We start from the raw sequence: 24,360 nt of genomic DNA, 5'->3' as shown, positions 1-24,360 counted from the left end.
TTACCTCTTGATGCATCCAAGATCGTTTAAGATGCCAAAGTTTCGAAGACCTGCGCCTATAACGCTGCGTAACGCCTAGTCCATTCGTATAACATGGCAGATTCGTTTACTAAAAGCGCGCAGCCACTGCCAAAATACGGTACATTTCTCGCAAAACTGGTTTTTCAATCAACTTGCCATCAATCACAACAAGCGCTGTATCAGCCTCATTGAATGCATGAACGATCCGCTCTGCTCGCGCGATTTCTTCAGCGCTTGGCGTGAAGACGGCGTTGAGGTCCGCGATCTGCTTGGGGTGGATTGATCCCTTGCCAGAAAACCCTAGTTCCTTCGCCCGCTTTGCCGCTTCAATCATCCCGTCACGATCATCAAGATCAAGATGCGGCACATCAATCACGTCAATACCAGCAGACGCTGCGGCATGAACCGTGCGCGAGCGCGCATATAACAACGCATCCCACGTTTGCGCACAGCGAAGATCAGCTGCCATATCCACACCACCAAACAACAGCGCATCAATCCGTTTGCTCGAATTGGCAATGTCAACGGCTGCTTCCAGCCCCTCATTGGTTTCAATGATAATTTGCAACCGACACGCATGGCCGCGCTCTGTGAGCACCTTATCGACAGCCATCACCTCATCGGGTGACTTCACCTTGGGCAGCATCAACGAGGGTGGCGGGGTTTCGGTTTTTATGATCGCCTCAAGATCAGCCTTGCCAAACTCATCCTTCACACAATTGATGCGAACAACCCGCTCCACCCCGTCGTCTGCTTGCGGCTCTGCAAACATCGCCATCACATTGGCACGGGCGAGCGCCTTGTCTTTGGGTGCGACACCATCTTCAAGCTCAACGCAAACAATATCCGCGCCACTGGCCAAGGCTTTGGGAAACATGGCAGGCTTTAGGCCCGGTGCGAAAATAAAACTCCGCCGAGGCTGCATCTTCCGTTCACTCATTTTCCGCACACTCCATCATCCACGCCGATCATTGCAGCACATCCTAATGGCAACGGGAAAAATGAACAGAACTATATGGAGAGAAAGTGGTAGGCGCGGAGGGACTTGAACCCCCGACCAGACCGTTATGAGCGGTCGGCTCTAACCAACTGAGCTACACGCCCTACCAAGCCAAAAAATTGGCTAACGTCGCTATATCACGCAGAACGCACGATTCAAGACATTATTCACCGAACAATAAGCCAGCTACACAAAAGAGGCTAGATTTTTGTGGTGCCACACGGTCAAATTGTCGCCACGAAGAACGGGCACCCATAATGGTACGAACAGGGAAAACATTATGACATTTCGACTTTTCAAAAATTCATTTTTACCAGCACTCACTCTCATCACATCAATTGCGTTAACAGGCCTAGGTTTAACCGACGCCAACGCCCACGATAAAATGCCCGCAAAGTTTTCTATCCTTGGCACGGGCACCATCGTCACTGAGCCAGATGTCGCGTTCATTTCAACGGGCGTTGTGAGCAAAGGCAAAACGGCGGAAAAAGCGCTCAGCAAAAATTCAAACAGCATGGCGAATATCTTCAAAGTGCTGGAAGACGCTGGCATTGAACGCAAGCATATCCAAACCTCGAACTTCTCCGTGCAGCCGCGCTATGTGCATCACCGCCCCAACAAAGGCGAAGAACGACGCCCGCCGCGCATTGTCGGCTACGAAGTCAACAACACAGTAACGGTAAAAATCGTTGAGTTAGACAACACAGGCAAAGTCATCAGTGAAGTCGTCAAATTCGGTTCCAACTCACTCGGCAACATCCGCTTTGATGTTTCAAACCGCCAAGAGCTAATGGACGAAGCGCGGGTGAAGGCCGTTAAAGATGCCAGACGCAAAGCCGAAATTTACACAAAGGCCGCGGGCATATCACTCGGCAAAGTGCTGGCAATCTCAGAAGGACGCGCCGCCCAACAACCCCGCCGTTTTAAAGCCGCCGCAAGGTCGCTCGCCGTTGCAGAAGCAGCCCCCGCGCCAGTCTCTGGTGGCGAAGCCTCGATTTCAGTGCAGGTGAATATGACGTGGGAACTGGAACAGTAAAAACATCGACGAAAAAATATTTCAAAATCCCACGTTTTCAACTGGATTTGTATTCAATTAAATAATACTAGATGCGCCTTAGTCGAAGCCCCTGAGAGCGCGAGTAGAGTTTTGAATAACAATCTAGATCATTTCGTGACGAAAGATGGTGTTACCTTTGCTGGTGCGCATCTCATTATTGACCTTTACGACGCACAGCAATTGGACGATCAGGCGCATATTGAGCGCACGATGCGGGCATGTATTGAAGCATCTGGAGCAACTTTGCTGCATATCCATTTGCATCCGTTTGAGCCGTCCGGCGTTAGCGGCGTTGCGGTACTGGCGGAGAGCCACATTTCCGTTCACACATGGCCAGAAGCAGGCTACGCGGCGTTTGATGTCTTTATGTGCGGCGATACCGAACCAGAAAAATGTATTGATATTCTCGCCGACGCTTTTAAAGCGAATAAGGTAGAGGTGACAAACCTCAAACGCGGCGACAAAGTGAGCGAAACAAAATGACCGACACCACAAACACGCCCCCGTTAAACCGTGATGGCTGGGTAAGCGAAACATTGCACGACGGCATCCAGTTCTCTTTCAAAGTGGACCGCGTTTTATACGAGCAAAAAACCGATGAGTGGCAGCTGACCCTTGTTGAAAACCCACTGTTTGGCAAAGTCCTCATGCTGGATGGCGCAACGCAGGTCACCACCAAAGACGAATTCATCTATCATGAGATGATGAGCCACGTGCCGCTGTTTGCTCATGGCAAGGCGAAACGTGTTTTGATTGTTGGCGGCGGTGATTGTGGCATGGCCGAAGAGGTCTTAAAGCACAAAGGCGTCGAGCGTCTCACCCAAGTGGAAATTGACCAGTCGGTCGTCGATTTTTCCAAAGAGCATTTCAGCGAATTTAACACGCCCGTTTTTGATGATCCGCGCTTTGATTTGGTGATCGCCGATGGTGCTGCATATGTGGCGGACACGGCAGATCGTTTCGATGTGATCATCATTGATTCAACGGATCCCGTTGGCCCCGGTGCGGTGCTCTTCACCAAAGAATTCTACACCAGCTGCAAAAGATGCCTCACTAATGGCGGCATCCTTGTCACGCAAAACGGCGTGCCGTTTTTGCAAGAAGACGAACTGGTAAGCTCCGTCCGCCACTTCTCAAGCTTGTTCCAAGACGCCTACGCCTACATCGCCTCCGTCCCAACCTACATCGGCGGCCACATCGCACTGGGCTGGGCAAGTGATGACGAAGGCTTGCGACGGGTGAGCGTGGAGACGTTGCAAGAACGGTTTGCAGCGGCTGGTTTTGAAACGAAGTACTACACGCCCGAAGTGCACGCCGCGAGTTTTGCTTTGCCACGGTTTATTCTCGATGCGGTGGAGAAGGCGCGACGGGGGTAGTTGGGGGGAATTGATAATCTTACTTTTTAGTCTTTGTCGGATTGCTTATGTCAATGATAGTCGTCGGGGCCGCATCTATTTCCTGAATACCCGGGAGCGGACGGAAAAGAGCTGATAACATCAATTGCCGATCTTCCTTTTCAGTCAATTGGCCAGTTGCCAGAAGATTGACATAGGTCTGCGCCATAACTTCCCGCTGTGCCGCATCTTCCGCTAAAGACAGGTTCATATTTGCAAACCGCAAAATTGCCCGCAATATCCAGACAACAATCGCGATTGGAAGCGAGATAATCAGGAACCGACTGAATAATAAAGCCGTGTCGCTAATCGCGGAGCCAGTAGCCTTGTCACTCGGCGCAACCTCTGCGATCAAGCTTTTTATCACGTCGACTTGCTGCCACCCTATGAAGCCGCAAGCCACGATTAGAGCGAGAAAAAGTCCAGCGCCGCACCAAAAATTTCGCCTATGGCTCACTTTCTTTTTCGCCCAAAGAGTAAATGAATCTTGGAAAATTTTCTCAGCTCGAACACCCGTTAACGCATTCTCAGCTGTATCTTGTATCTTTAAAGCTCCAGCTTCAGCGACTTCCCCTGCTTTTTCGTTGATAAGCACGAAGTGTTTTTGAAGCTCTTCATTCAGCTTTTTTGTTAATATTTTTACTTGATCACCGCTCGTTTTTTCCACTTGAGCAGAAAAACTTTCTGAATGGCCTTGGAAGATTCTATCAACTTCCAATTTCATTTCTTCAAGCATCTGATGCTTTGACGCGTCATCAAATTTGGCCACAGGCCTGCCACCATCCATCAACTCTAGAATCTTCGCATTCACCACCGCAGGCCCTTGCTTCCAAAGCTCTTTATCCAAGGTCGCTATGCCAACATCGACGGTTTCCAGCAAGTCTCTCGGCACATCAAGCGTTTTACCGCCATAAAGCCGCGCCTGATACCAATCGCGCCACACTTGCCAATTAGCTACTGCATTCGACAAAAAGTCCTTTAGCTCGTTCCAACGCTCAAGGGTTTCCGCAGGCATTGTTTGAATACGCCATAAGGGCCGCCCTGCAAGGTCGCGGGCAGCATGTTCAGCCTCTTCACCTTGCTCAACAGCATCATCAAAAAAAGCGCAGTCTTGTAAGCTTTCTTGCCAAGCGGCGGGGCCGGGGTGGCCGGCGAAGTGGGCGGAGCCGGAGGTGTCGGAGGTAGCGGCGAGGGCGGCGGCGGAGCGGGCGGAGAAGGCGGAGGAGATGGAGTGTTCGGAGGCGGAGGAGTCGGCGGCGAAGCGGGCGGCGGTGCGGGCCGCAGAGCGGGCGAAAGCAGCTTCAATGTCATGGGTTGGATACACGCGGGCAACCCATGATATCGCCACAGCCCAAAAAACAGGCAGCAATATGCCGCCTGCAAAATTTTTGACATTCTTCGCTTCAACAATATAAGGAAGCGACCTCAAAGCAGCACGAGCTGCAACCACTTGCACAACAGCAAGTGGGCGCTCGTCAAACCAATCTTCAAGCTCATCTTGCGTTTCTATTTTTAAAACGTCCATGCCCTGCCCTTTTTACTTGCCTTAAACCTAGGCAGTCTGCGGATGTTAAACAAGTCGCTCCGTTTGTTTAATCAATCCCGTGCACATACTTCGCCCTCACCCACCCTAAAACGCAAAAACCCCGGCTCAAGAGCCGAGGTTTTTCACCGAAAAGAAACAAGCAGATGGAGGGCTTTTTGTTTCTTTTCTTCAGGCGAGGAGGGAAAACGTGTTAGCTGCGCTTTTCCACCACACCCGCGATTGCGATACCCAGAGCCACGTGGCCGATGAGGCTTGCTTGACCGAGAGCATTAAAGCCCATGAACGGAGGGAAGCCAGCGAAGAAATGCGCCATGATGTACATAGCAAAAACATAAAGCACGAGACCAAATACGGCACCAGTTACCCACCATGGAAGGCTCGGCAAAACGGCCTTAGAAACGGGACGTGCCACAAGCACATAGGCCAATGGATAGGCTAGAAGCCCCGTGAACAAGTGCATGCCATTGGCAACCGCATTACCAACCGCGCGACCACTTGCAGCACCAATTGGGCCGAATGTGTCTTTTCCAATGCCGAGAGATGATTTGACCAAACCAACCGGCGACAAAGTGCCGCCCATGTAAAATGGCGCTAAAACCTTTGACCAAATCTCCCAAACACCAAGGGAAACAAAACCTGCAAGTAAGGCTGTTGTAATAATGGTTGAAACAGAGGCGCCACTATCGGCACGGTCAAAAGTAAGTATAGACATAATCATAATCCTCAATAAGGCCGTTATAAGAGACGGCTTGTTGGCTACAATTATAATTTGGGAATGGTGGGGATTACTTACCAATCACACCTTATGAACGGCGTGTCATTTGGGCAGCAAGAATGCTCACGAAAGCGTGATGAAGATGCGTGATTGAATTGTTATTGCGCTGATTGAAAGATCGCGACCTAGATTAGTTCGCGCGCTGGAGTTTTTCGTCGCCACCAAGCTGTGTTTCAACAGCCAGTTCTTGCAACCAAGAAAGCTCGCTGGTTTCCAAGCCCAATAGCGTGGCGCAGCGATAGGCAAAGTCATCTTCCAATGTGTGCAGCTCTTCGTCGCAAACCGCAATTTCCCACATTTCACGCACACAATCTGCGCGTTCAACAACAGTAGAATTTGATTTTATAAAAGACACTAAAGCCGCCAGATCAGGGGCATGCGCACTATCATCACAAAGTTCATGCGCCAATTGCTTTGATGTTTCGTCGTCGAGGTCAAATTTGGCTTGAACCATATTCGTCAAAAATGAGGTCTCAGAAGGTTTCACAACGTTATCGGCCTTCATCATATGAATGGTCATAACGATACGAGCTAAATTCCGTCTGAAATTCGGCTGCTGCAACATAGAGGGCGCGACTATACCAAAAGCGTCCAAATAGTTTTCAATCTCTATACTCATATCAACCTCCAGACAGATGATGCAGCCCAAATATTTGGGCCAAGCCCCTACCCTAAATCTCACCCACTTCGTGTTATTACATACCTTATTTTTTCTCAAGAGTCAGTTTTTTTATGTCCCAACTAATCTCCTCACAAAACATCCTAAATGCGACGAAGGAGAAGAAGACACTGATCCATCAAGAAAAAACCGCGTCACCCTGCTCATCAATAACATAACGAGCTTTTTTAAGTGTCGCTTCTTCTGCGGCTTCTTTGCTCGGAAATGTATCCGCCCGTATCAACATATGGCTTTTCTCAACGCCATTAATTTCTTTTGCAATCGTTCCAGCAAGACGAAACTGCCCCCCGTCTTTCATTGGTGCGGGGGTGATTTTATAGCCGTTATAATCAACCGAAGCCGCAGATTTGCTAGGCTTTGGGGTACTTTCGCCACCGCCGAAGAGCTTTTTTAAAAACGACATCCAACCAATCCTTCGTTCATCTACTTAGTCTTGATATAGCAACCAGTTGCAGCGAGCCTGTCAAGGTTTGGGGTGAATTACGCAAGAGGCCACAAAAAATCCCGCAGGCAATGTGCTACCTGCGGGATGATATTCTAACAATTCTTAAGCGCTTAGCTATCCAAGAATGAACGCAGTTTACGCGACCGGCTTGGGTGCTTCAATTTGCGCAAAGCTTTGGCTTCAATCTGACGAATCCGCTCACGAGTAACGGAGAATTGTTGTCCAACCTCTTCCAAAGTATGGTCGGTATTCATGCCAATACCAAACCGCATCCGCAAAACACGCTCTTCACGAGGCGTAAGCGAGGCCAAAACGCGGGTTGTTGTTTCGCGTAAGTTTGCTTGGATCGCGGCATCAATTGGCAAAATCGCATTTTTGTCTTCAATGAAATCACCAAGATGCGAATCTTCCTCGTCACCAATCGGTGTTTCGAGAGAAATAGGCTCTTTCGCGATTTTCAAAACCTTGCGCACTTTTTCAAGCGGCATAGCAAGCTTATTCGACAATTCTTCCGGCGTTGGCTCACGACCAATCTCGTGCAGCATTTGACGGCTTGTACGAACGATTTTGTTGATCGTCTCAATCATGTGCACAGGAATACGGATTGTCCGCGCTTGGTCCGCGATTGAACGGGTGATTGCCTGACGGATCCACCATGTCGCATAGGTCGAGAACTTATAACCACGGCGATATTCAAATTTATCAACCGCTTTCATAAGGCCGATATTGCCTTCCTGAATGAGATCAAGGAATTGCAAACCGCGATTGGTGTATTTCTTCGCAATTGAAATCACGAGACGAAGGTTTGCTTCCACCATCTCTTTTTTCGCTTGGCGTGCTTCGCGCTCACCCTTTTGCACCATATGAACGATGCTACGGAATTCACCTGTTACAAGGCCAGTTTCAGAGGCCAAGTGTTGAATTTCAGCCCGCAAATCAGAAACGCGTGTTTCTTCGGAGTTCGAAAACTCCTTCCAGCCACGGCCTGGTAATTGGCCAACGTTTTCAAGCCAGTTCGGGTTCAATTCTGACCCTTGATAATGCTCAATGAACTGCTCACGTTTCACGCCATAAGATTCAGCCAGTCTGAGAAGACGGCCTTCATAACCGATCAGCTTTTTATTGATTTCATAAAGCTGTTCAACAAGCGCTTCGATCCGGTTTTGATTGAGTGACAAGGATTTAACGTCTGTCTCAATTTCCTCACGGAGTTTCTTCATCTTGGTGCTGTCGCTACCAGATTGATCGCCGTCAGCAAGTGTTGTTTCTACAAGCTTGTCTTGCAGTTTGCGAAGCTTCGCGTAGTTGTTCGCAATACCATCAAACGTTGCAACCACTTCAGGCTTAAGCTCAGCTTCCATCGCAGCCAATGAGATATTGTTTTCCATATCTTCATCGTCTTCGTCTTCATCACCCTCAGTGCCTTCGCCGTTTTCTGGACGACGGTTTTCTTCTTCTTTTTTCGCTTCTTGCTCTTCAGCAGTCGGCGCAGCTGGCACCTGCTTGGCATCTGGGCCAGCATAGGTTGCTTCAAGGTCGATAATGTCGCGCAGCAGAATTTTCTCTTCTGCCAGCTCATCACGCCAAATAATAATCGCTTGGAAAGTCAGCGGGCTTTCACAAAGACCGGCAATCATCGCTTCACGACCAGCCTCAATCCGCTTCGCAATCGCAATCTCGCCTTCACGAGAGAGAAGCTCCACAGAACCCATTTCACGCAAATACATGCGGACAGGGTCATCTGTGCGGTCGGTTGGTTCTTTTTTGGCGGTGGTTGCAACAGCTGTGGACTTGTTAGCTTCTACAAGTTCCCCGCCGCTCTCAGAGCTTTCGCCTTCTTCTTCGCCTTCATCATCTTCAACCACATTAATGCCCATGTCAGACAACATGGACATGATGTCTTCAATTTGCTCAGACGTCACTTCGTCTGATGGCATAACGTTGTTGAGTTCATCATAAGTGACAAAGCCGCGCTTCTTGGCGACTTTAATCATCTTTTTGACGGCGGCATCTGTCAGGTCAAGAAGCGGTCCATCTGTGGTCTCGCCTTGAGCATCCGCAGAGCTTTTCTTTTCCGTGGCTTTTGTTGCCATTCATATTCTCCAGGTCTTGGTGGCGTTACGCCACCGCAAGGGGGTGATCAAACCGCCTCGCCAACTCGTTTCTTCTGCATCTGGTCAATGGCTTAAACATCACTTTGTTCGGCCCACCCGTCAGCGTCCGAATCTTAATTATCAGGTGTGAGTTAAGTGTCGATTAACCTTAGTGCCGAACCTCAAACTTTCTTGCCGCTACCAACTTAAGGCTGTTTGCGGCGTTACTATGTGCCAGTCCATTCAATATGCGTCCCTCAAAAAAAGGGCTGTTAGCCATTTGGCATATTTTCAAGGTTGCCGAGCAAGACATCGTCTTCATCGACACTGGCAATTTGTGCATTTACGTCTAGCAGTCTCTCAAGGTTTAATTCGCTTTCGTCATTTGCGTAAGCGCGTTCGGCTGCTTTCAGCTCTTTATGTAATGTATGTGCACGATGATGCAAGGCTTGAGCTTGCTTGTAACCCATTTCTGCTGAAGAAACTGGCGCATTTGCGCCAATTTGCCACATATGAAGGCCATTTACGGCTGCTTCAATGCGAAAAACTTCGTCTTCCAAGCCTTCCCGAACCAAAAATAACCGCAATTCTGAGGCAGAAAACTCATGTCCAACGGCGACACTGCTCAATAAACCTGACTGCAACTTGGCAAGAACCGAGTTTTTGAAGCTTAATTCTGAAAAGCTCTCGAAATAATCGCCCAACAATTCTGGATGGTTCATCAAAGTCGCAACAAGCACGACCTCACGCGGGATCAACGGTTGACCTCGGCCATAATTTTTAGACGTGAGCGGGTTTTTACGCAGTCGGTCCGTGATCATCGGGCCATTGTTGCGCCCTGCTCTGCCACCACCAAATCCACCACGGCGGCCCGAAGAGTTTCTATTATAGCCACCGCCGTTGTTATTATAAGATCGGCCATAGTTATTCTGCCCGTATCCGCTGTTTCCGCCATAGCCGCCGTTGGATTGGCCGCTCATCCCATTAGGAGAGAAAAATGCCTGCATTTTATCGCGAAAGGCCTGTTCATAATGTCGGCGAACATTTTGATCTGCAATAGAGCGAATAAGTTCCGAAAACCGTGCCTCCAGTGCAGCTTTGCGTTCTGGCGTTTCAAATGTGCCGCTTTCAGCTTCGCGCACCCAAATAAGGTCTGAAAGGCTTCGTGCATCATTCAACAGCTCTTCAACCGCCTCGATGCCCTCAGCATTGATCAGGTCATCAGGATCTTGGCCATCTGGCAACATTGTAAATTGCACAGTCTTACCAGGCTTCAAAAGGGGAAGCGCAACATCAACAGACCGGTTGGCCGCACGTTGACCCGCTTCATCACCGTCAAAACATAAAATTGGCTCGTCGGCGATTTTCCATAAAAGGTGCAATTGCTCTCCGGTGAGTGCCGTACCAAGTGGCGCAACGGCTTCTGGAATGCCTGCCTGCGCTAAAGCGATCACATCCATATAGCCTTCAACAACCACAATACGCTTGCGGTCATAGGCGACTTTTCTAGCGTTCGCAGCGTTATATAAAATGCTCCGCTTTGAAAACAGTGGTGTTTCGGGCGAGTTCATATATTTGGCTGGATTATCTGCCGACATCGCTCGACCACCAAAGGCAATCACCCGCTCGCGCAAATCAAGGATCGGGAACATAATTCTGTCGCGGAACTTGTCATAGGATACAGGCACATCAGGGCCAGAAACGACCAAGCCAGCCTCAACCATTTGATCGTGTTCAACACCTTTTGAAACCAAATACTGCTTCAACGCAGAGCGATCACGTGGCGCAAAGCCAATACCAAAATGGCGCTGAGTTTCTAAAGTAAGTCCACGTTGTTGCAGATACCCACGTGCGGCAGCGCCGAGGGGCCCTTGTAATTGTTCAAGAAAGAACTGTTGGGCAAACGCCACCACATCATACAGCGAACCGCGCTTCTTCTCCCGCTCCACTTCACGCGGATCAAGCTTTGGTAATGCCACACCCGCTTCATCAGCAAGCCGCTCAACAGCTTCAGGAAACGACAGGCCTTCTTTTTCCGTCAAAAACCGAAAATGATCCCCCGTCACCCCACAACCAAAACAATGATAAATATTGCGGCGGTCATCCACGTGAAAGGACGGTGTTTTTTCATTGTGAAACGGACAACAAGCCCAATAATCACCCTTTTGCGGCTGGCTCTTGCGCTTATCGTACGTCACCCGCCGTCCAACAATGTCGGACAGGGTCAATCGGTTTCGGATTTCATCCAAAATCTGGGGAGTAAAGCGGGCCATGAAAGAGGTATCGTCGGTATTGAGCTTTGTTTCAAGCGCCATTGATGTGGATTACGGGAACAAACGTTATTTATGGCATTCCAGCCTATAAATATCGCTCACTAAACCAGCATAAATACACAAAGACCAGCAACCGCAAGCAGGCCTTTATCGACCACGCCAAGAGGCATTAACAAGAAATCAGGTGGCTTGCGGTCTTTTGGATGTTTTCGCAAAAACCACAGCAAAATCAACCCGCCCCAACTAAAAACCACGCCAAGCATATAAAGCCCATCCGTGCCGCCATAGGCAGTGCGTTGCAAATGATTGATCAGCAGCGCCCCAATGGCGACAAACAAACAAAGGAAAGCGAGCGCCGTGGCGTTTTCAGAGAGAAAAGACAGGTTCACCTGCGGGTCACGGTAAGATTGCCAAAGCGCACTAAAAGCAATCAGAAAAAGGGCAACAGCAATAATCATAATCAGTCACCCACTACCCTACACTCACAACGCTCAGCATTAACCGAGTAGTTCTTTCACAATGCAAGACGCTTTGCCAAAATCCATTTGCCCTGGATATTCACCTTTAAGCACGCCCATCACTTTGCCCATATCGCGCAAGCCTTCAGCACCGCAATTGGAGATCGCATTTTCACAGGCCGTTTTCGTGGCTTCTGCATCAAGCTGTGTCGGTAAGAAGCGCTGGATGATTGAAATCTCTTCACGCTCTTGCTCAGCAAGTTCCAAACGCCCTGCACCCTCATAAACGCGTGCAGATTCTTCGCGTTGCTTTACCATTTTAGCCAGCACATCCAGAATTTCTTCGTCTGTTGTGCGCCCATCACCGCCTTTGCGATCCATAATATCGCGATCTTTAATCGCGGCAGTAATCAGCCGAAGCGTATTCGTCTCGCATTTATTACGGGCATGCATCGCTGTTTTGAGAGCTGCAGAAATTTGGTCACGCATTAAGGAAGGGCCTTTAAATTGCCAAGATAGAGTGGTGCAGCGAGATCATAAATAGACGCCTTTCCACAGGCAACATAATTAAATTTCCTAAGCCATTGATTTTATTGAATTTCAAAAATAATTCAAACATTGACGTGGTCGCTCGTTTCTCTTATCACCCTTTCAATCTTTGAAAATCGACAAAAACTCGCCTGCCGAAACGATGACGCGCGGGCTGAGTGCAAAGGAGCCAAAAGAATGAGCGCATGGATTGACCCGAAACCAACCGCTGTTCTAGTTCTTGCCGATGGCACCGTTATTGAAGGCATGGGCCTTGGGGCGGAAGGCGCGGTTGAAGCGGAAGTTTGTTTCAATACAGCAATCACCGGCTACCAAGAAATTCTGACCGACCCATCATACGCTGGCCAAATCGTTACCTTCACCTTCCCGCACATCGGCAATGTTGGCGCCAATGATGAAGACATGGAAACGGTTGAAGCCGCTGACTTAAACGGCGTGCGCGGCTGTATCATAAAAGCAGACATTACAGAGCCTTCAAACTACCGCTCTACTCGCCACCTCGATCAGTGGTTAAAAGCGCGCAACATTATCGGCATGGCTGGTATCGACACCCGCGCTTTGACTAACCTAGTGCGCGAAAACGGCATGCCAAATGCAGTGATTGCTTATAATAAAGACGGCGAATTCGATATTGAAGCGCTGAAAGCAAAAGCCGCCGCTTGGCCGGGCCTTGTTGGTATGGACTTGGCGAAGACTGTCACAACCGACAAATCCTATGAGTGGACAGAAGCTCCTTGGGTTTGGAATGAAGGTTTCAAGAAAGCGTCAGAAACACCTTACCATGTGGTCGCTCTTGATTTCGGCGTAAAGCGCAACATTCTTCGCCTGCTTGCAGGTCTTGGCTGCAAGGTAACAGTGTTACCAGCGAGCGCCAGCGCAAGTGATGTAACAAGCCTCAATCCTGATGGTGTCTTCCTATCAAATGGCCCCGGTGACCCTGAAGCAACCGGCGCTTATGCAATTGATACAATCAAAGCAGTCGTTGCAGCAGACATTCCAACTTTTGGTATTTGTCTCGGCCACCAAATGCTCGCTTTGGCACTCGGTGCAAAAACAATGAAGATGCACCAAGGCCACCACGGCGCAAACCATCCGGTAAAAGACCACACAACCAGCAAGGTTGAAATCGTCTCCATGAACCACGGCTTTGCGGTTGATGGTTCAAGCCTGCCTGACGGTGTTGAAGAAACGCATGTTTCTCTGTTTGACGAATCTAATTGCGGTTTGGCTGTTACAGGAAAATCTATCTTCTCCGTGCAGCACCACCCAGAAGCATCCCCAGGCCCACAAGATAGCCATTATCTCTTCCGTCGGTTCGTGAATCTCATGCGCGCCCGTCGCAAAGAGGCACTGTTGCCAGAGCACGAACAGGCATAATTGGCTGACAACTAAAATTATTTGGTTACACGAACATCGCCATGGCCTGCATCCCGTGGCGAGAATATGCGTATGACCCAACCAAAGAATCCGCCGAAGAAAAAACCAAAGACCGCGTAGACGAAACCAGACAAGGTCGCTGGTATGCCGAAGGTGTAATCTTTCAGCATGCCTTGCATCACCTTTTCGTCGCCCTCTGCAAAGAGATAAATCGGCTTATAAAGATCGTTGCTGGTTTTAAAGGTCTTCACTTGGTGAGTTAAAGTGTCAAACCGCGACAGAGCAATCTGCATCGACCGCCCTCTGTCTTTCAAAAATGGTGCTGAGGCTTGGCTATAAGTTTCCAATGCAGTTTCACGGGTTAAACCGTGCTTTGCGACATCCTTGTCAAATTGCTCAATCACTGTTTGAAGCTCACCCAGCGCACCGCCGATGCGTTGTTCGTACTGGGTCGCCATTTCCGGCCCTTGCGCAAGCCCTGATGCACCGAAAAGGCCGAAAATAAGAATTATAAGGCGTCCAAACATGCTGAGGCAAAACCCTTAAAGCTGTGATGCGTTAAACGTATCGCAAGCTTCGAGTTTGCCAGATTGGTAGCCACGGCCAAACCATCTTTTGCGTTGGTCAGATGTACCGTGATTAAAGCTTTCTGGCACCACATAACCTTGCGTGCGTCTTTGAATCGCATCATCCCCAATTTGTGTGGCAGCATTAAGAGCTTCATCAATATCGCCTGCTTCAAGATAACCTTTTCCAGACGCAAAGTTCGCCCAAATGCCCGCAAAACAATCAGCCTGTAGCTCAACACGAATGGACATCGCGTTTTCTTGTGCTTTGCTCATGGTGCGACGGCGTTTGTTGAATTCTGGCAAAACGCCAACGAGATTTTGCACATGATGGCCAACCTCATGCGCTAGCACATAAGCCTGCGCAAAATCGCCGGGCGCCTCAAAACGACGGCGAAGCTCGTCATAAAAACTCAGATCAATATAAATTTTGTTATCTGCTGGACAGTAAAACGGACCAGACGCAGAAGAGGCCGAGCCGCAAGCAGATCGCGTTTGGCCTGTAAAAAGTTGCAAAACAGGCTTTTGATAACGCGCATTACGCTCAGCAAAAATCTGCCCCCATGCATCTTCCGTATCGGCCAAAACCACGCGCACAAACTGGCTCATCTCATCATTGGCAGGGCTGCTATTTCGGGGCGCTACAGATTGCTGTTGCCCGCCTGTAAAACCACCAAGGTCGCCCCCACCACCTAAAAAGGTCAGCGGATTAATGCCGAAGACGAAATAAGCAATCAAGCCAACAACGATGAGACCGATGCTGCCACCGCCGCCAGCACGGCTAACGCGACGCCTTCCGCCACTCCCTATTGGACGCCGAAAACCGCCTCGGCTACTTCCTCGTACATCTTCTACATTCGAACTTTGTCGACGACCCTTCCAACGCATGGCTGAGAATTCCCCTATTTATAATTCTATTTATTCTTGCGCGAATACAACTTTACAGTACCTGCATCATAAAGTGCGACCATCGGCTTGTCCTCTTAAAAGAAGACAAAAGAGGGTCATTACCCCCTTACAAATTCACCTTGATCAGAGATCACCATAAAAACCACGTATTTTTCGCGACTTTATTCACTAGAATCGACAAAAAGCCCTTTTCAACTGCCCATCATTTGCCTATAGAAAAGCCTTAGCCACGACATTAAATTGCACGTCACCCGGTCGCCCTCAGCGTCTCGGGTTTTTTGCAGAACTCTCCCTGTCGTTTAACTAAAAAAGCAGGTCCATATGCCCAAAAGAACCGACATTTCCTCCATCCTCATCATCGGGGCCGGACCGATCGTTATTGGTCAAGCTTGTGAGTTTGATTACTCTGGCACTCAAGCCTGTAAGTCGCTCAAAGCGGAAGGCTACCGGATTATTTTGGTGAACTCTAATCCCGCCACCATCATGACGGACCCAGAGCTTGCTGACGCAACTTACATCGAGCCGATCACGCCAGAAATTGTGGCGAAGATCATCGAGAAAGAAAAACCAGACGCCATCCTGCCAACCATGGGCGGACAGACGGCTCTCAACTGTGCATTGTCACTCAAGAAAATGGGCGTTCTTGAAGAGCACAATGTGGAAATGATTGGCGCGACGGCTGAAGCAATCGACAAAGCCGAAGACCGCGACCTTTTCCGCGATGCCATGCAGAAGATTGGCCTCGACACACCGCACGCAGCTTTTGTGAACACGACAGACCTGAAGAAGCGTTTCGAAGACGAATATAATGCAAAGCGCGCTAACGTTGCCAAACAAGGCAGCGATGACGCGCTCGAAGCATTTGAAGTTCAGTGGATGGAAGGCGAGCGTCATCGCCGTGAAGAGCATCGCCTCACAGCTCAGCTTCAAGCCTTGAAAGCAAGCGAGACAACGGGCCTTCCAGCCATTATCCGCCCAAGCTTTACCATGGGTGGCCAAGGCGGCGGTATCGCTTATACGATTGAAGAGCTTTACGACATTGTTTTATCCGGCATTGAAGCCTCACCAACCAACGAAGTTTTGGTTGAAGAGAGCGTTCTTGGTTGGAAAGAATTTGAGATGGAAGTGGTTCGCGATAAAGCGGATAACTGCATCATCATTTGTTCTATCGAAAACATCGACCCGATGGGCGTGCATACAGGCGATAGCATCACCGTCGCCCCTGCCCTCACGCTGACGGACAAAGAATACCAAATCATGCGGAACGCATCGATTGCGGTATTGCGCGAGATCGGCGTTGAAACAGGCGGTTCAAACGTTCAGTTCGCAGTAAACCCTGAAGATGGTCGCTTGGTTGTGATTGAGATGAACCCACGGGTTTCTCGTTCCTCAGCGCTTGCCTCAAAAGCAACAGGCTTCCCAATTGCAAAAGTTGCAGCCCGCCTTGCGGTTGGCTACACGCTTGATGAATTGGAAAACGACATTACAGGCGGTGCAACACCTGCCTCATTCGAACCAAGCATCGACTATGTCGTCACAAAAATTCCACGCTTTGCCTTCGAGAAATTTGCAGGTGCATCGCCAAACCTAACAACCGCCATGAAATCTGTTGGTGAAGTGATGGCGATTGGCCGGACCTTTGCTGAAAGCTTGCAAAAAGCTCTACGCGGTCTCGAAACTGGCCTTGATGGTCTCGATGACATTGAGATTGAAGGGTATAGCGACGGCCAAGAAAAAGATGCAATCCGCGCAGCTCTTGGCACACCAACACCCGACCGTCTGTTGCAAGTGGCACAAGCCATGCGCCTTGGCTGGGACAATGACTTCATCCATTCCTTCTGCAAAATCGACCCGTGGTTCCTTGATCAACTACGCACCATTGTGGACATGGAAAACAAAATCCGCATCCACGGTCTGCCAACAACGGAGCACACCATGCGCTCTGTTAAAGCAATGGGCTTTTCTGACGCGCGCTTGGCAAAGCTGACAGACCAAGATCAGTCAGCCGTTCTTGCACACCGCGATGGCTTGAATGTGCATCCTGTCTATAAGCGTATTGATACGTGCGCTGCAGAGTTCGCGTCGCCAACGGCCTATATGTATTCAAGCTACGAGACGCCGTTCGTTGGTGAAACACGCTCTGAATCATACCCGTCTGATCGCAATAAAGTCGTCATTCTTGGTGGCGGTCCAAACCGGATCGGCCAAGGTATCGAGTTTGATTATTGCTGTTGTCATGCCGCCTTCGCCTTGTCTGATCAAGGTTATGAAACGATCATGATCAACTGTAACCCTGAAACCGTTTCAACAGACTACGACACATCTGATCGTCTCTACTTTGAGCCTTTAACACAAGAAGATGTGTTGGCCATTTTGCGCGAAGAGAAGAAGAACGGAACCCTGCACGGCGTCATCGTTCAGTTCGGCGGACAAACACCGTTGAAACTTGCCAATGCGCTTGAAGATGCAGGCATTCCAATTCTTGGCACATCGCCAGACGCGATTGACTTGGCTGAAGATCGTGACCGTTTCCAAGCATTGCTCAACGACCTTAATCTCAAACAACCAAACAACGGCATTGCCCGCTCACGCGATGAAGCAAAAGTCATTGTGGAACGCATTGGGTATCCAGCTGTTATCCGTCCGTCATATGTACTTGGCGGACGTGGCATGGAAATCGTTCGCGATGACGCCCAGTTCGAGCAATACATCAACAAAGCCGTCATCATCTCAGGTGATGCACCGGTTTTGATCGATGGTTATCTTACCAACGCGACCGAGATTGATGTTGATTGTTTGGCTGACGGCGAAGACACTTTCGTTTGCGGCATCATGGAACACATTGAAGAAGCAGGCATCCACTCTGGGGATAGCGCTTGTTCGCTGCCACCGCATTCGCTCTCAGACAGTGTGATTGCGCGTCTTAAAGAACAGACCCGTGCAATGGCGCTTGCGCTTAAAGTTGGCGGGTTGATGAATGTGCAATATGCCGTGAAAGATGACGAAATCTACGTGATTGAAGTCAACCCACGCGCTTCACGTACCGTGCCATTCGTTGCCAAGACCATCGGTGACCCGATCGCGAAAATCGCGTCGCGCATTATGGCTGGTGAGAAGCTTGCAGACTTTGATTTGAAAGAACATCAGTTTGATCATATCGCTGTTAAAGAAGCCGTCTTCCCATTCGCCCGCTTCCCAGGCGTGGACACTGTGCTTGGACCAGAAATGCGTTCAACCGGCGAAGTGATGGGTCTTGATCGCAATTTCGGCATCGCCTTTGCAAAATCACAACTTGGTGGCGGCACGAAAGTGCCAACTTCTGGCACTGTCTTTGTCTCATTGAAAAGCGATGACAAACCACGCGTTTTAGAAGGCATCAAGATTTTGAGCGAGATCGGTTTCAAAATCGTCGCAACAGGTGGCACGCAACGCTATCTACAAGAACAAGGCTTCAAAGTAGAGCGCATCAACAAAGTGCTTGAAGGTCGCCCGCATGTGGTGGATGCCATCAAAAATGGTGAAATCCAATTGGTGTTCAACACGACAGACGGTTCAAAAGCCCTCTCAGATAGCCGTTCTCTAAGACAAGCAGCCTTGCTCAACAAAGTGCCGTATTACACAACTGTATCGGGTGCAAACGCTGCTGCCCAAGGCATAGCAGCTTACAACCAAGGCAATGTGGAAGTGCGTTCATTGCAGGATTATTTCGGATAAGCTTGAAGTACCTCAAAAATCAGTATCGCGGGAGCAAGCTTGTGCCCGCGATTAGGACTTAAGGCTGTTTCTCTAAGCTTTAAGCATTCCAAGCTTCGCCAGGTTTCAACGCCAAGAATGCAGATTCTTTCAAACCTGCAGCAGACTTTGCCGCGGCCAATCGCTCAATTGGCTCTTCTATCGGTTCATTCGTTAGTTGGAACATACCCCAATGATGGGCGATAGAGACTTCCGCATTACATAATATATGAGACTGAACGGCCTCTTCAGGGTTCTGGTGCACATCTTTCATGAACCAACGGGGCGAATAAGCACCAATTGGCACAATCGACGCTTTAAAACCGCCGTGCTTTTTGCGAACGGCTTTAAAATTGATCCCATTGTGAAATCCAGTATCGCCAACGAAGTAAACTTTGCCAGCTTTGCTTTCAACAACAAACGCTGCCCAAAGGGCCATTCGGCGATCACTGGTTTTGCGCGCAGACCAATGGTGCATTGGTTCGAAATGGATTTTAGCTTTACCTAATTTAACCACATCCCCCCAATCACCAGTTTGCACACGAGCAGTGGGTATGGACTTGTGGATGATCGTATCATTGCCCAATGGGGTGATAATGAGAGGGTCATGGTTTTCAACCAACCACTTCAAGCTCTCTTTATCCAAATGATCATAGTGATTGTGGCTCAACAATACCGCATCAATCTTCGGCAAATCTTCAAGCGATACACCAGGTGGTGCAATGCGTTTTGGCCCCGCAAAGGACAAAGGGCTGGCACGCTCAGTAAAAATTGGATCAGTCAGGAAGTTCAGACCGTTTATCTGAATAAGCAATGTCGCATGACCGACCATGGTAATGGCCAAATTATCAACGCTGCGTTCAGGTTTTGCCCCTGCAAACGGGCTTAGATAGGTCGAGGGCCACTGAGCCGGCTGACTGCCTAATTTCCATCTTAAAAGCCCACCAAGCCCTTTCGGGTTAGCGCCCTTTGGATTGAAAAATTTCAACCCATCAAAATGGTCTGTACGCCGACCGTTATAATAAATATTTCTTGTTTTTGCGATCGCCGTTGTGACACCCCCACTAAGTAGGGATGCTGCGGAAACAAAAAGCCCCAACTTTAGGAATTTACGACGAGTCATGAAATCTCTCTTACACTTCAATCTCGTGTAGCAGTAATCGAAGATTCTTTAAACCAATATCTCATGCTGAAACAGGATGACTAACAAGCTACATTGATAAGGCTGAGATCAACGCAAAGGCAGCAGAGAAGAATTTAATAATCCTCTCAATAAATTCCGCGCAACTTCGCAACTCTTCCAATTATCATTGTGTTTTGCCACGCCAACAGCGAAGGTGGCGGACAGACAGAATATCATATTGGCAAACCTCTAGATTGGGCTTAAAACCTGATCCACGAACAACAACCCTTGAACCAAAGAGCCGACATGAAAAAAGTATCTTTAATACTCATAGCCCTGATCGCCTTGTTGCATTCTTATATTGCATGGTTTGAAATATTCGCGTGGACATCGCGCGGCCCAAAAGTTTTTGAAACATTCCCGCCCGAGCTTTTTGAACAGACCATACAGATGGCCGCAAACCAAGGCATTTACAATGCATTCTTGGTAATTGGGCTTGTTTGGTCATTGCTCGTTAAAGACGTAAAATGGCAAAAGGACATTGCAACATGCTTCCTCGCCTTCGTGGCGATTGCAGGCATTGGCGCCATTGTAACGGTTGCGGTTAAACCCGGCCTCATCCAATTGGTGCCGTCCGTCATTGCTTTGGCCCTGCTTCATTTAGGTCAAAAATCAAACGACGCATAATCGCGAAAATCGCAGCTAACCTTATCAGGAATTAAAATAATGAAACTTAGCGACTTTAAAGTTCTAGCATTTGATGTTTATGGCACCTTGATCGACTGGGAAAGCGGCATGGTGACGGGGCTAAAGCCACTAACGGATAAAGTCAGCCGCAGCCTATCTCGCGATGACATCTTAGAAGCGCACGCCTATCACGAATCCACAACGCAACGCTGGACGCCCGACAAGAAGTATTACGATCTTCTCGCTGTTGTTTACCGCAGACTAGCGGAAGAATGGGGTGCAGAAGTAACGTGGGAAGAGTGCCAAGCCTACGGCCATTCCGTGCGCCAATGGCCCGCTTTTGATGATAGCCGCGACGCGCTTGCTTATCTCAAACAGCATTACAAACTCGTGGTTCTTACCAACACTGACAATCAAAGTTTCTCAGGATCAAACGCCCGCCTTGGTGTCCATTTCGATGGGGTCTATACTGCTGAAGATATCGGAAGCTATAAACCGTCTGATCGCAACTTTGACTACATGCTGGAAACGCTGGCACGGCAGGGTATCAACAAGGACGACATCCTGCATACAGCTGAAAGCATGTTCCATGATCACGCCTCAGCCAACAAATATGGCTTATCAAACTGCTGGATTTATCGCCGCCATGAAAAAGAGGGTTTCGGCGCAACAATGAACCCCGGCGACATGCCCACTTACGATTTCCGTTTTAACAGCATGGCCGAACTAGCCGACGCCCACCGCGCGGAATTGGCGGGAAAATAAGTGTGTATTCCACGTTTGATTGAATCCTAACCTCCGACTTGGCATATAAAAAGGCGGCTCGTGCCGCCTCTTCAATTTTGCATTTAAACCAGAAATTCTAGTTGAGAATATTCGAAATCAAATCTGGGTTTGTCACCAAATTACGAACACCGTGGGCGTGGTCTTCTTCAAAGATGTTACCACCCAACCAAGCGTCAACACTTTGAATTGTGATCTTCTTGATCTCAGGACGCACGCTCCAGCTTACTTGGAACGGTGAGCCTTTTTCATTGTAGCTTGGACCCGTCGTCGACCCAGCGTATTGGATCGGCGCGCCCGTATCAGTTGGAATGTTTGGCGCTTGATATAGGTCATTGATCTTCTCAACTTTTGCAAGATCAACAAAGTTCGCAGCATTCACATCATTCACAATCACATAGACCTGTGTTTCAACGCGCAATTGCGGATTGCCGATTGCTTCACTCAAGCATGAACCCAGTGTTGGGCCAGGGGAAACTTTCGCGGTTGTGTGCACATAATGCACTTCAATCGTATCACCGGGTTGAAGGTCACCATATTTGCCCTCACCAACTTTTTTGCCATAGGGCTTAAGTTCGGTGTCAGACAATTTACCCGTATATTGGAAGCCGGTGCCAGCACCTTTGCCATTGCCATTGCCAGCATAGGCAGTAAACGAACCACCCTTGTGCTCAGCATTCTCATGGAAGTGAATATTGCAAAGGTTCATGGCCGTGTGCGCAGGCGCAGAACCGAAGGCACGTGAATTATTACCAGTTAATGTACCAAGGTCGCGAGGTGATTGCGGGCCATAGCCTTTACCCTTTGTGCTCTCAGCAAGAGTATTTCTTTGTTTCGCAACATAGCCATCATCAACCGAGCCAGCAGCTAAAGAAGCGCCTACACTTAGGCTTGTGAATAACAAAGCCGCTGTTGCTGGCGCAATTAATGTAGAAATCTTATTCGTCATATTTGTTTTTTCCCTATAAAAACTATTAAACCGCCACTTTTATTTAGCTCATACGCGCAGCTAAATTGGACGGAGATCGAATGTGAGATCTTATTTTTAATTAGATCACAGCAAGAGCATATACCGCGGCTTGACCCTGACAAGGCGGTATAACCCATTCGTGAAGCAAGTTGCGAATCAACGCGATCTTGAAAAGAACCCAATTAAAGCATTGAATTTATTGACAAAAATTCACAGCATAAGGTTTTGCTATTCTCTATCTTCACAAGAACACAAACCCGTCTTATAGTTATCGCCAATCAAGCAACGCGCGGCTTCAGTAAGTTTAGTGGAGCCGCGCTTTTTATGGCTCGCAATCATAGGTGGGTCAGTTTTTAAAGAGGTTCCCATGGTCGAAAAAGTGCCGATGACCATCACAGGCTACAAAGCGTTGGAAGACGAGTTGAAAGACCGCCAGCAAAATATTCGCGGTAAAATTATCCGTGAGATTGAAGAAGCGCGCGCCCATGGTGACCTTTCTGAAAACGCGGAATATCACGCGGCGAAAGAGGCTCAAAGCCACAATGAAGGCCGTGTTATGGAGCTTGAAGACAAGCTTGGCCGTGCTGAAATAATCGACCCGACGAAAATGACTGGCGGTAACATCAAGTTTGGTGCGACGGTGAAAATGGTTGATGAAGATACGGACGAAGAGAAAACCTACCAAATCGTCGGCGATTTAGAATCCGACATTAAGAGCGGTAAAATCTCAATCTCGTCCCCTATCGCCCGTGCTATGATCGGCAAAGAAGAAGGCGACAGCATCGAAGTTGCTGCACCTAGCGGTACGCGCGCTTATGAAATTTTGGACGTAAAATACGTCTAGTATCATGACAGACGGCGCACAGCCATCAATCTGGATTATCACCGATGGACGACGAGGCGATGTCGTTCAATGCGAAGCGATTGCTCGCCGTTTATCCAGTAATGTGCGCTTTATCGAAGTATCGCCAAGGCAACCTTGGAAATTTTTGATGCCGTGGGGGCCTGTTGACCCACATGAGCTATCGAAGTTTGAAGCCCCGCTGCCTGACCTCATTATCGCAGCAAATCGCCAGACATACCCCTATGCAAAGCGCCTCTTCAAACAATCTAAAGGCCGCACCCGCGTTTTGTTTCTGAAAAACCCGGGCCGCAATGTTTCGTCTTTTGCGCACGTATGGGCACCGAGCCACGACCAGCTCTCAGGCGAGCACGTCATCTCCACGCTTACCGCGCCGCATTTGGTATCAGAAGAAAAGCTAGATGCTTGCAAGCAGACACCGGATCCTAGGCTGACCAAGCTCACCGGACCAAAACTCGCCGTCATCTTGGGTGGTAACAGCAAGCACGCAACTTATGACGATACCGCAATCAACGCCTTCACAAATAAATTGCAAAAGGCCGCTGGCTTTAACGCGGTCATGGTCACGGCTTCACGCCGAACTCCAGATAATTTTTTGAAAGCCGTTAGAGCAGCCAGCCCTTGCCCTGAAAGTTTCATCTGGGATGGTTCCGGCGACAATCCCTATTTTCATATGCTGTCAGAAGCCGACGCCATTTTGGTGAGCGGTGATAGTCACAACATGGTCGGCGAAGCGTTGGCGAGCGGAGTGCCCGTTCATGTGGTTGAGCCAACTGGCAATCCCAACAAATTCCGTTGGACTATTCGCAGACTACGAGAAAAAGGCCTCGTCATGGCAGAGGACCAACCGATCAAAGCAGGTATTCAACCCCGCTTTGACGAAACGCCCGCGATTACCAAAGCCGTTAAAGGTGCCTTTCGGCTTTAGCCTATTTCAACGGAATTGAAGGTTATCAACCGCGATCCACAAAGATTATCAAATTTAAAAACTCAATACTTGACCCCGCCCCCTTCAATGGCAATATCAAGGTAACTTCCAAGCTTCTCATTAGGGACATCAT

The 24,360-nt window shown here is 48.9% G+C and carries 22 protein-coding genes and 1 tRNA gene; 9 read left to right on the top strand and 14 right to left on the bottom strand.

The annotated features are described in order from the left end of the window. Window positions 1-109 precede the first annotated feature (109 nt). Together ABJO30_02390 and ABJO30_02385 are read right to left on the bottom strand one after the other, a co-directional pair. Window positions 110-961, bottom strand: coding sequence for a CoA ester lyase (locus ABJO30_02390; GenBank protein ID MEP3231659.1), 852 nt, complete (start codon window positions 959-961; stop codon window positions 110-112). Between the two features lie 87 nt (window positions 962-1,048). Next, window positions 1,049-1,125, bottom strand: a tRNA-Ile gene (locus ABJO30_02385). Between the two features lie 176 nt (window positions 1,126-1,301). Here ABJO30_02385 and ABJO30_02380 point away from each other — a divergent pair. The 3 genes from ABJO30_02380 (at window position 1,302) to speE (ending at window position 3,454) form a co-directional block, all read left to right on the top strand. Further along, a complete protein-coding gene (locus ABJO30_02380) occupies window positions 1,302-2,057 on the top strand; it encodes an SIMPL domain-containing protein (GenBank protein MEP3231658.1) in 756 nt (251 codons plus the stop codon). A gap of 111 nt (window positions 2,058-2,168) precedes the next feature. Continuing rightward, window positions 2,169-2,561, top strand: coding sequence for an adenosylmethionine decarboxylase (gene speD, locus ABJO30_02375; GenBank protein MEP3231657.1), 393 nt, complete (start codon window positions 2,169-2,171; stop codon window positions 2,559-2,561). Then, window positions 2,558-3,454, top strand: coding sequence for a polyamine aminopropyltransferase (gene speE, locus ABJO30_02370; protein MEP3231656.1), 897 nt, complete (start codon window positions 2,558-2,560; stop codon window positions 3,452-3,454). Before speD ends, speE begins: the two co-directional genes overlap by 4 nt. Window positions 3,455-3,473: 19 nt before the next feature. Here speE and ABJO30_02365 read toward each other — a convergent pair whose 3' ends face one another. The 8 genes from ABJO30_02365 to ABJO30_02330 all read right to left on the bottom strand — a co-directional run bounded on the left by ABJO30_02365 (window position 3,474) and on the right by ABJO30_02330 (window position 12,230). Then, entirely contained in the window at window positions 3,474-4,997 is a 1,524-nt protein-coding gene (locus tag ABJO30_02365) for a DUF6161 domain-containing protein (GenBank protein ID MEP3231655.1), read from the bottom strand. A gap of 211 nt (window positions 4,998-5,208) precedes the next feature. Then, entirely contained in the window at window positions 5,209-5,730 is a 522-nt protein-coding gene (locus ABJO30_02360) for a hypothetical protein (protein MEP3231654.1), read from the bottom strand. A 193-nt stretch (window positions 5,731-5,923) separates the two neighbouring features. Then, window positions 5,924-6,412 carry a TerB family tellurite resistance protein gene (locus tag ABJO30_02355; GenBank protein ID MEP3231653.1) on the bottom strand — a complete coding sequence of 163 codons (489 nt, stop codon included), beginning with the start codon at window positions 6,410-6,412 and terminating at the stop codon, window positions 5,924-5,926. Between the two features lie 178 nt (window positions 6,413-6,590). Further along, window positions 6,591-6,875, bottom strand: a complete 285-nt coding sequence (locus ABJO30_02350; GenBank protein MEP3231652.1) for an HlyU family transcriptional regulator — start codon at window positions 6,873-6,875, stop codon at window positions 6,591-6,593. Between the two features lie 152 nt (window positions 6,876-7,027). Continuing rightward, on the bottom strand, window positions 7,028-9,010 hold the full coding sequence (gene rpoD / locus ABJO30_02345; protein ID MEP3231651.1) for an RNA polymerase sigma factor RpoD: 1,983 nt from the start codon (window positions 9,008-9,010) through the stop codon (window positions 7,028-7,030). A gap of 272 nt (window positions 9,011-9,282) precedes the next feature. Continuing rightward, window positions 9,283-11,325, bottom strand: a complete 2,043-nt coding sequence (gene dnaG, locus ABJO30_02340) for a DNA primase (protein MEP3231650.1) — start codon at window positions 11,323-11,325, stop codon at window positions 9,283-9,285. 59 nt (window positions 11,326-11,384) lie between these two features. Next, a complete protein-coding gene (locus ABJO30_02335; GenBank protein ID MEP3231649.1) occupies window positions 11,385-11,741 on the bottom strand; it encodes a hypothetical protein in 357 nt (118 codons plus the stop codon). A 39-nt stretch (window positions 11,742-11,780) separates the two neighbouring features. Continuing rightward, a complete protein-coding gene (locus ABJO30_02330; GenBank protein ID MEP3231648.1) occupies window positions 11,781-12,230 on the bottom strand; it encodes a GatB/YqeY domain-containing protein in 450 nt (149 codons plus the stop codon). Between the two features lie 237 nt (window positions 12,231-12,467). Between ABJO30_02330 and carA the strand changes: the two genes are divergently transcribed. After that, window positions 12,468-13,667, top strand: coding sequence for a glutamine-hydrolyzing carbamoyl-phosphate synthase small subunit (gene carA / locus ABJO30_02325; GenBank protein ID MEP3231647.1), 1,200 nt, complete (start codon window positions 12,468-12,470; stop codon window positions 13,665-13,667). Between the two features lie 17 nt (window positions 13,668-13,684). On the opposite strand, the gene ABJO30_02320 is transcribed toward carA, so the two are convergent. After that, the gene (locus ABJO30_02320; protein MEP3231646.1) at window positions 13,685-14,194 is read right to left on the bottom strand and encodes a DUF2937 family protein; all 510 of its coding nucleotides are present in this window, start codon (window positions 14,192-14,194) and stop codon (window positions 13,685-13,687) included. A gap of 15 nt (window positions 14,195-14,209) precedes the next feature. Continuing rightward, complete coding sequence (locus tag ABJO30_02315) at window positions 14,210-15,121, bottom strand: neutral zinc metallopeptidase (GenBank protein MEP3231645.1); 912 nt, start codon at window positions 15,119-15,121, stop codon at window positions 14,210-14,212. 342 nt (window positions 15,122-15,463) lie between these two features. Here ABJO30_02315 and carB point away from each other — a divergent pair, with 342 nt between their 5' ends. Next, window positions 15,464-18,856, top strand: coding sequence for a carbamoyl-phosphate synthase large subunit (gene carB, locus ABJO30_02310; GenBank protein MEP3231644.1), 3,393 nt, complete (start codon window positions 15,464-15,466; stop codon window positions 18,854-18,856). Window positions 18,857-18,935: 79 nt separating this feature from the next. Here carB and ABJO30_02305 read toward each other — a convergent pair whose 3' ends face one another. Next, a complete protein-coding gene (locus ABJO30_02305; GenBank protein ID MEP3231643.1) occupies window positions 18,936-19,997 on the bottom strand; it encodes an MBL fold metallo-hydrolase in 1,062 nt (353 codons plus the stop codon). Window positions 19,998-20,303: 306 nt separating this feature from the next. On the opposite strand from ABJO30_02305, the gene ABJO30_02300 reads away from it, so the two are divergent. Both ABJO30_02300 and ABJO30_02295 read left to right on the top strand, forming a co-directional pair. Further along, window positions 20,304-20,684: a DUF1304 domain-containing protein gene (locus ABJO30_02300; protein MEP3231642.1), complete on the top strand. Its 381-nt coding sequence runs from the start codon at window positions 20,304-20,306 to the stop codon at window positions 20,682-20,684. A 39-nt stretch (window positions 20,685-20,723) separates the two neighbouring features. Continuing rightward, window positions 20,724-21,449: a haloacid dehalogenase type II gene (locus ABJO30_02295; GenBank protein MEP3231641.1), complete on the top strand. Its 726-nt coding sequence runs from the start codon at window positions 20,724-20,726 to the stop codon at window positions 21,447-21,449. Between the two features lie 97 nt (window positions 21,450-21,546). Here ABJO30_02295 and ABJO30_02290 read toward each other — a convergent pair whose 3' ends face one another. Continuing rightward, window positions 21,547-22,416 carry a delta-class carbonic anhydrase gene (locus ABJO30_02290; protein MEP3231640.1) on the bottom strand — a complete coding sequence of 290 codons (870 nt, stop codon included), beginning with the start codon at window positions 22,414-22,416 and terminating at the stop codon, window positions 21,547-21,549. Between the two features lie 388 nt (window positions 22,417-22,804). Here ABJO30_02290 and greA point away from each other — a divergent pair, with 388 nt between their 5' ends. Both greA and ABJO30_02280 read left to right on the top strand, forming a co-directional pair. Continuing rightward, entirely contained in the window at window positions 22,805-23,281 is a 477-nt protein-coding gene (greA, locus tag ABJO30_02285) for a transcription elongation factor GreA (GenBank protein ID MEP3231639.1), read from the top strand. 4 nt (window positions 23,282-23,285) lie between these two features. After that, on the top strand, window positions 23,286-24,227 hold the full coding sequence (locus ABJO30_02280; GenBank protein MEP3231638.1) for a mitochondrial fission ELM1 family protein: 942 nt from the start codon (window positions 23,286-23,288) through the stop codon (window positions 24,225-24,227). Window positions 24,228-24,360 lie beyond the last annotated feature (133 nt).

It is taken from the genome of Hyphomicrobiales bacterium, from assembly GCA_039973685.1.
In the GTDB taxonomy this organism is placed as follows: domain Bacteria; phylum Pseudomonadota; class Alphaproteobacteria; order Rhizobiales; family JACESI01; genus JACESI01.
The sequence above is the reverse complement of the archived record's forward strand: the minus strand, read 5'-3'. Positions and strand labels throughout refer to the sequence as shown.

Bases quoted from the DNA above. Each gene is read 5' to 3' on its own strand.
- ABJO30_02380 (MEP3231658.1), top strand. From the start codon at position 1,302: ATGACATTTCGACTTTTCAAAAATTCATTTTTACCAGCACTCACTCTC.
- ABJO30_02390 (MEP3231659.1), bottom strand. From the start codon at position 961: ATGAGTGAACGGAAGATGCAGCCTCGGCGGAGTTTTATTTTCGCACCG.
- rpoD (MEP3231651.1), bottom strand. From the start codon at position 9,010: ATGGCAACAAAAGCCACGGAAAAGAAAAGCTCTGCGGATGCTCAAGGC.
- ABJO30_02280 (MEP3231638.1), top strand. From the start codon at position 23,286: ATGACAGACGGCGCACAGCCATCAATCTGGATTATCACCGATGGACGA.
- ABJO30_02305 (MEP3231643.1), bottom strand. From the start codon at position 19,997: ATGACTCGTCGTAAATTCCTAAAGTTGGGGCTTTTTGTTTCCGCAGCA.
- ABJO30_02360 (MEP3231654.1), bottom strand. From the start codon at position 5,730: ATGTCTATACTTACTTTTGACCGTGCCGATAGTGGCGCCTCTGTTTCA.
- greA (MEP3231639.1), top strand. From the start codon at position 22,805: ATGGTCGAAAAAGTGCCGATGACCATCACAGGCTACAAAGCGTTGGAA.
- carB (MEP3231644.1), top strand. From the start codon at position 15,464: ATGCCCAAAAGAACCGACATTTCCTCCATCCTCATCATCGGGGCCGGA.
- ABJO30_02315 (MEP3231645.1), bottom strand. From the start codon at position 15,121: ATGCGTTGGAAGGGTCGTCGACAAAGTTCGAATGTAGAAGATGTACGA.
- ABJO30_02300 (MEP3231642.1), top strand. From the start codon at position 20,304: ATGAAAAAAGTATCTTTAATACTCATAGCCCTGATCGCCTTGTTGCAT.
- ABJO30_02330 (MEP3231648.1), bottom strand. From the start codon at position 12,230: ATGCGTGACCAAATTTCTGCAGCTCTCAAAACAGCGATGCATGCCCGT.
- ABJO30_02335 (MEP3231649.1), bottom strand. From the start codon at position 11,741: ATGATTATTGCTGTTGCCCTTTTTCTGATTGCTTTTAGTGCGCTTTGG.
- ABJO30_02290 (MEP3231640.1), bottom strand. From the start codon at position 22,416: ATGACGAATAAGATTTCTACATTAATTGCGCCAGCAACAGCGGCTTTG.
- carA (MEP3231647.1), top strand. From the start codon at position 12,468: ATGAGCGCATGGATTGACCCGAAACCAACCGCTGTTCTAGTTCTTGCC.
- ABJO30_02365 (MEP3231655.1), bottom strand. From the start codon at position 4,997: ATGGACGTTTTAAAAATAGAAACGCAAGATGAGCTTGAAGATTGGTTT.
- ABJO30_02295 (MEP3231641.1), top strand. From the start codon at position 20,724: ATGAAACTTAGCGACTTTAAAGTTCTAGCATTTGATGTTTATGGCACC.
- ABJO30_02320 (MEP3231646.1), bottom strand. From the start codon at position 14,194: ATGTTTGGACGCCTTATAATTCTTATTTTCGGCCTTTTCGGTGCATCA.
- ABJO30_02350 (MEP3231652.1), bottom strand. From the start codon at position 6,875: ATGTCGTTTTTAAAAAAGCTCTTCGGCGGTGGCGAAAGTACCCCAAAG.
- speE (MEP3231656.1), top strand. From the start codon at position 2,558: ATGACCGACACCACAAACACGCCCCCGTTAAACCGTGATGGCTGGGTA.
- ABJO30_02355 (MEP3231653.1), bottom strand. From the start codon at position 6,412: ATGAGTATAGAGATTGAAAACTATTTGGACGCTTTTGGTATAGTCGCG.
- dnaG (MEP3231650.1), bottom strand. From the start codon at position 11,325: ATGGCGCTTGAAACAAAGCTCAATACCGACGATACCTCTTTCATGGCC.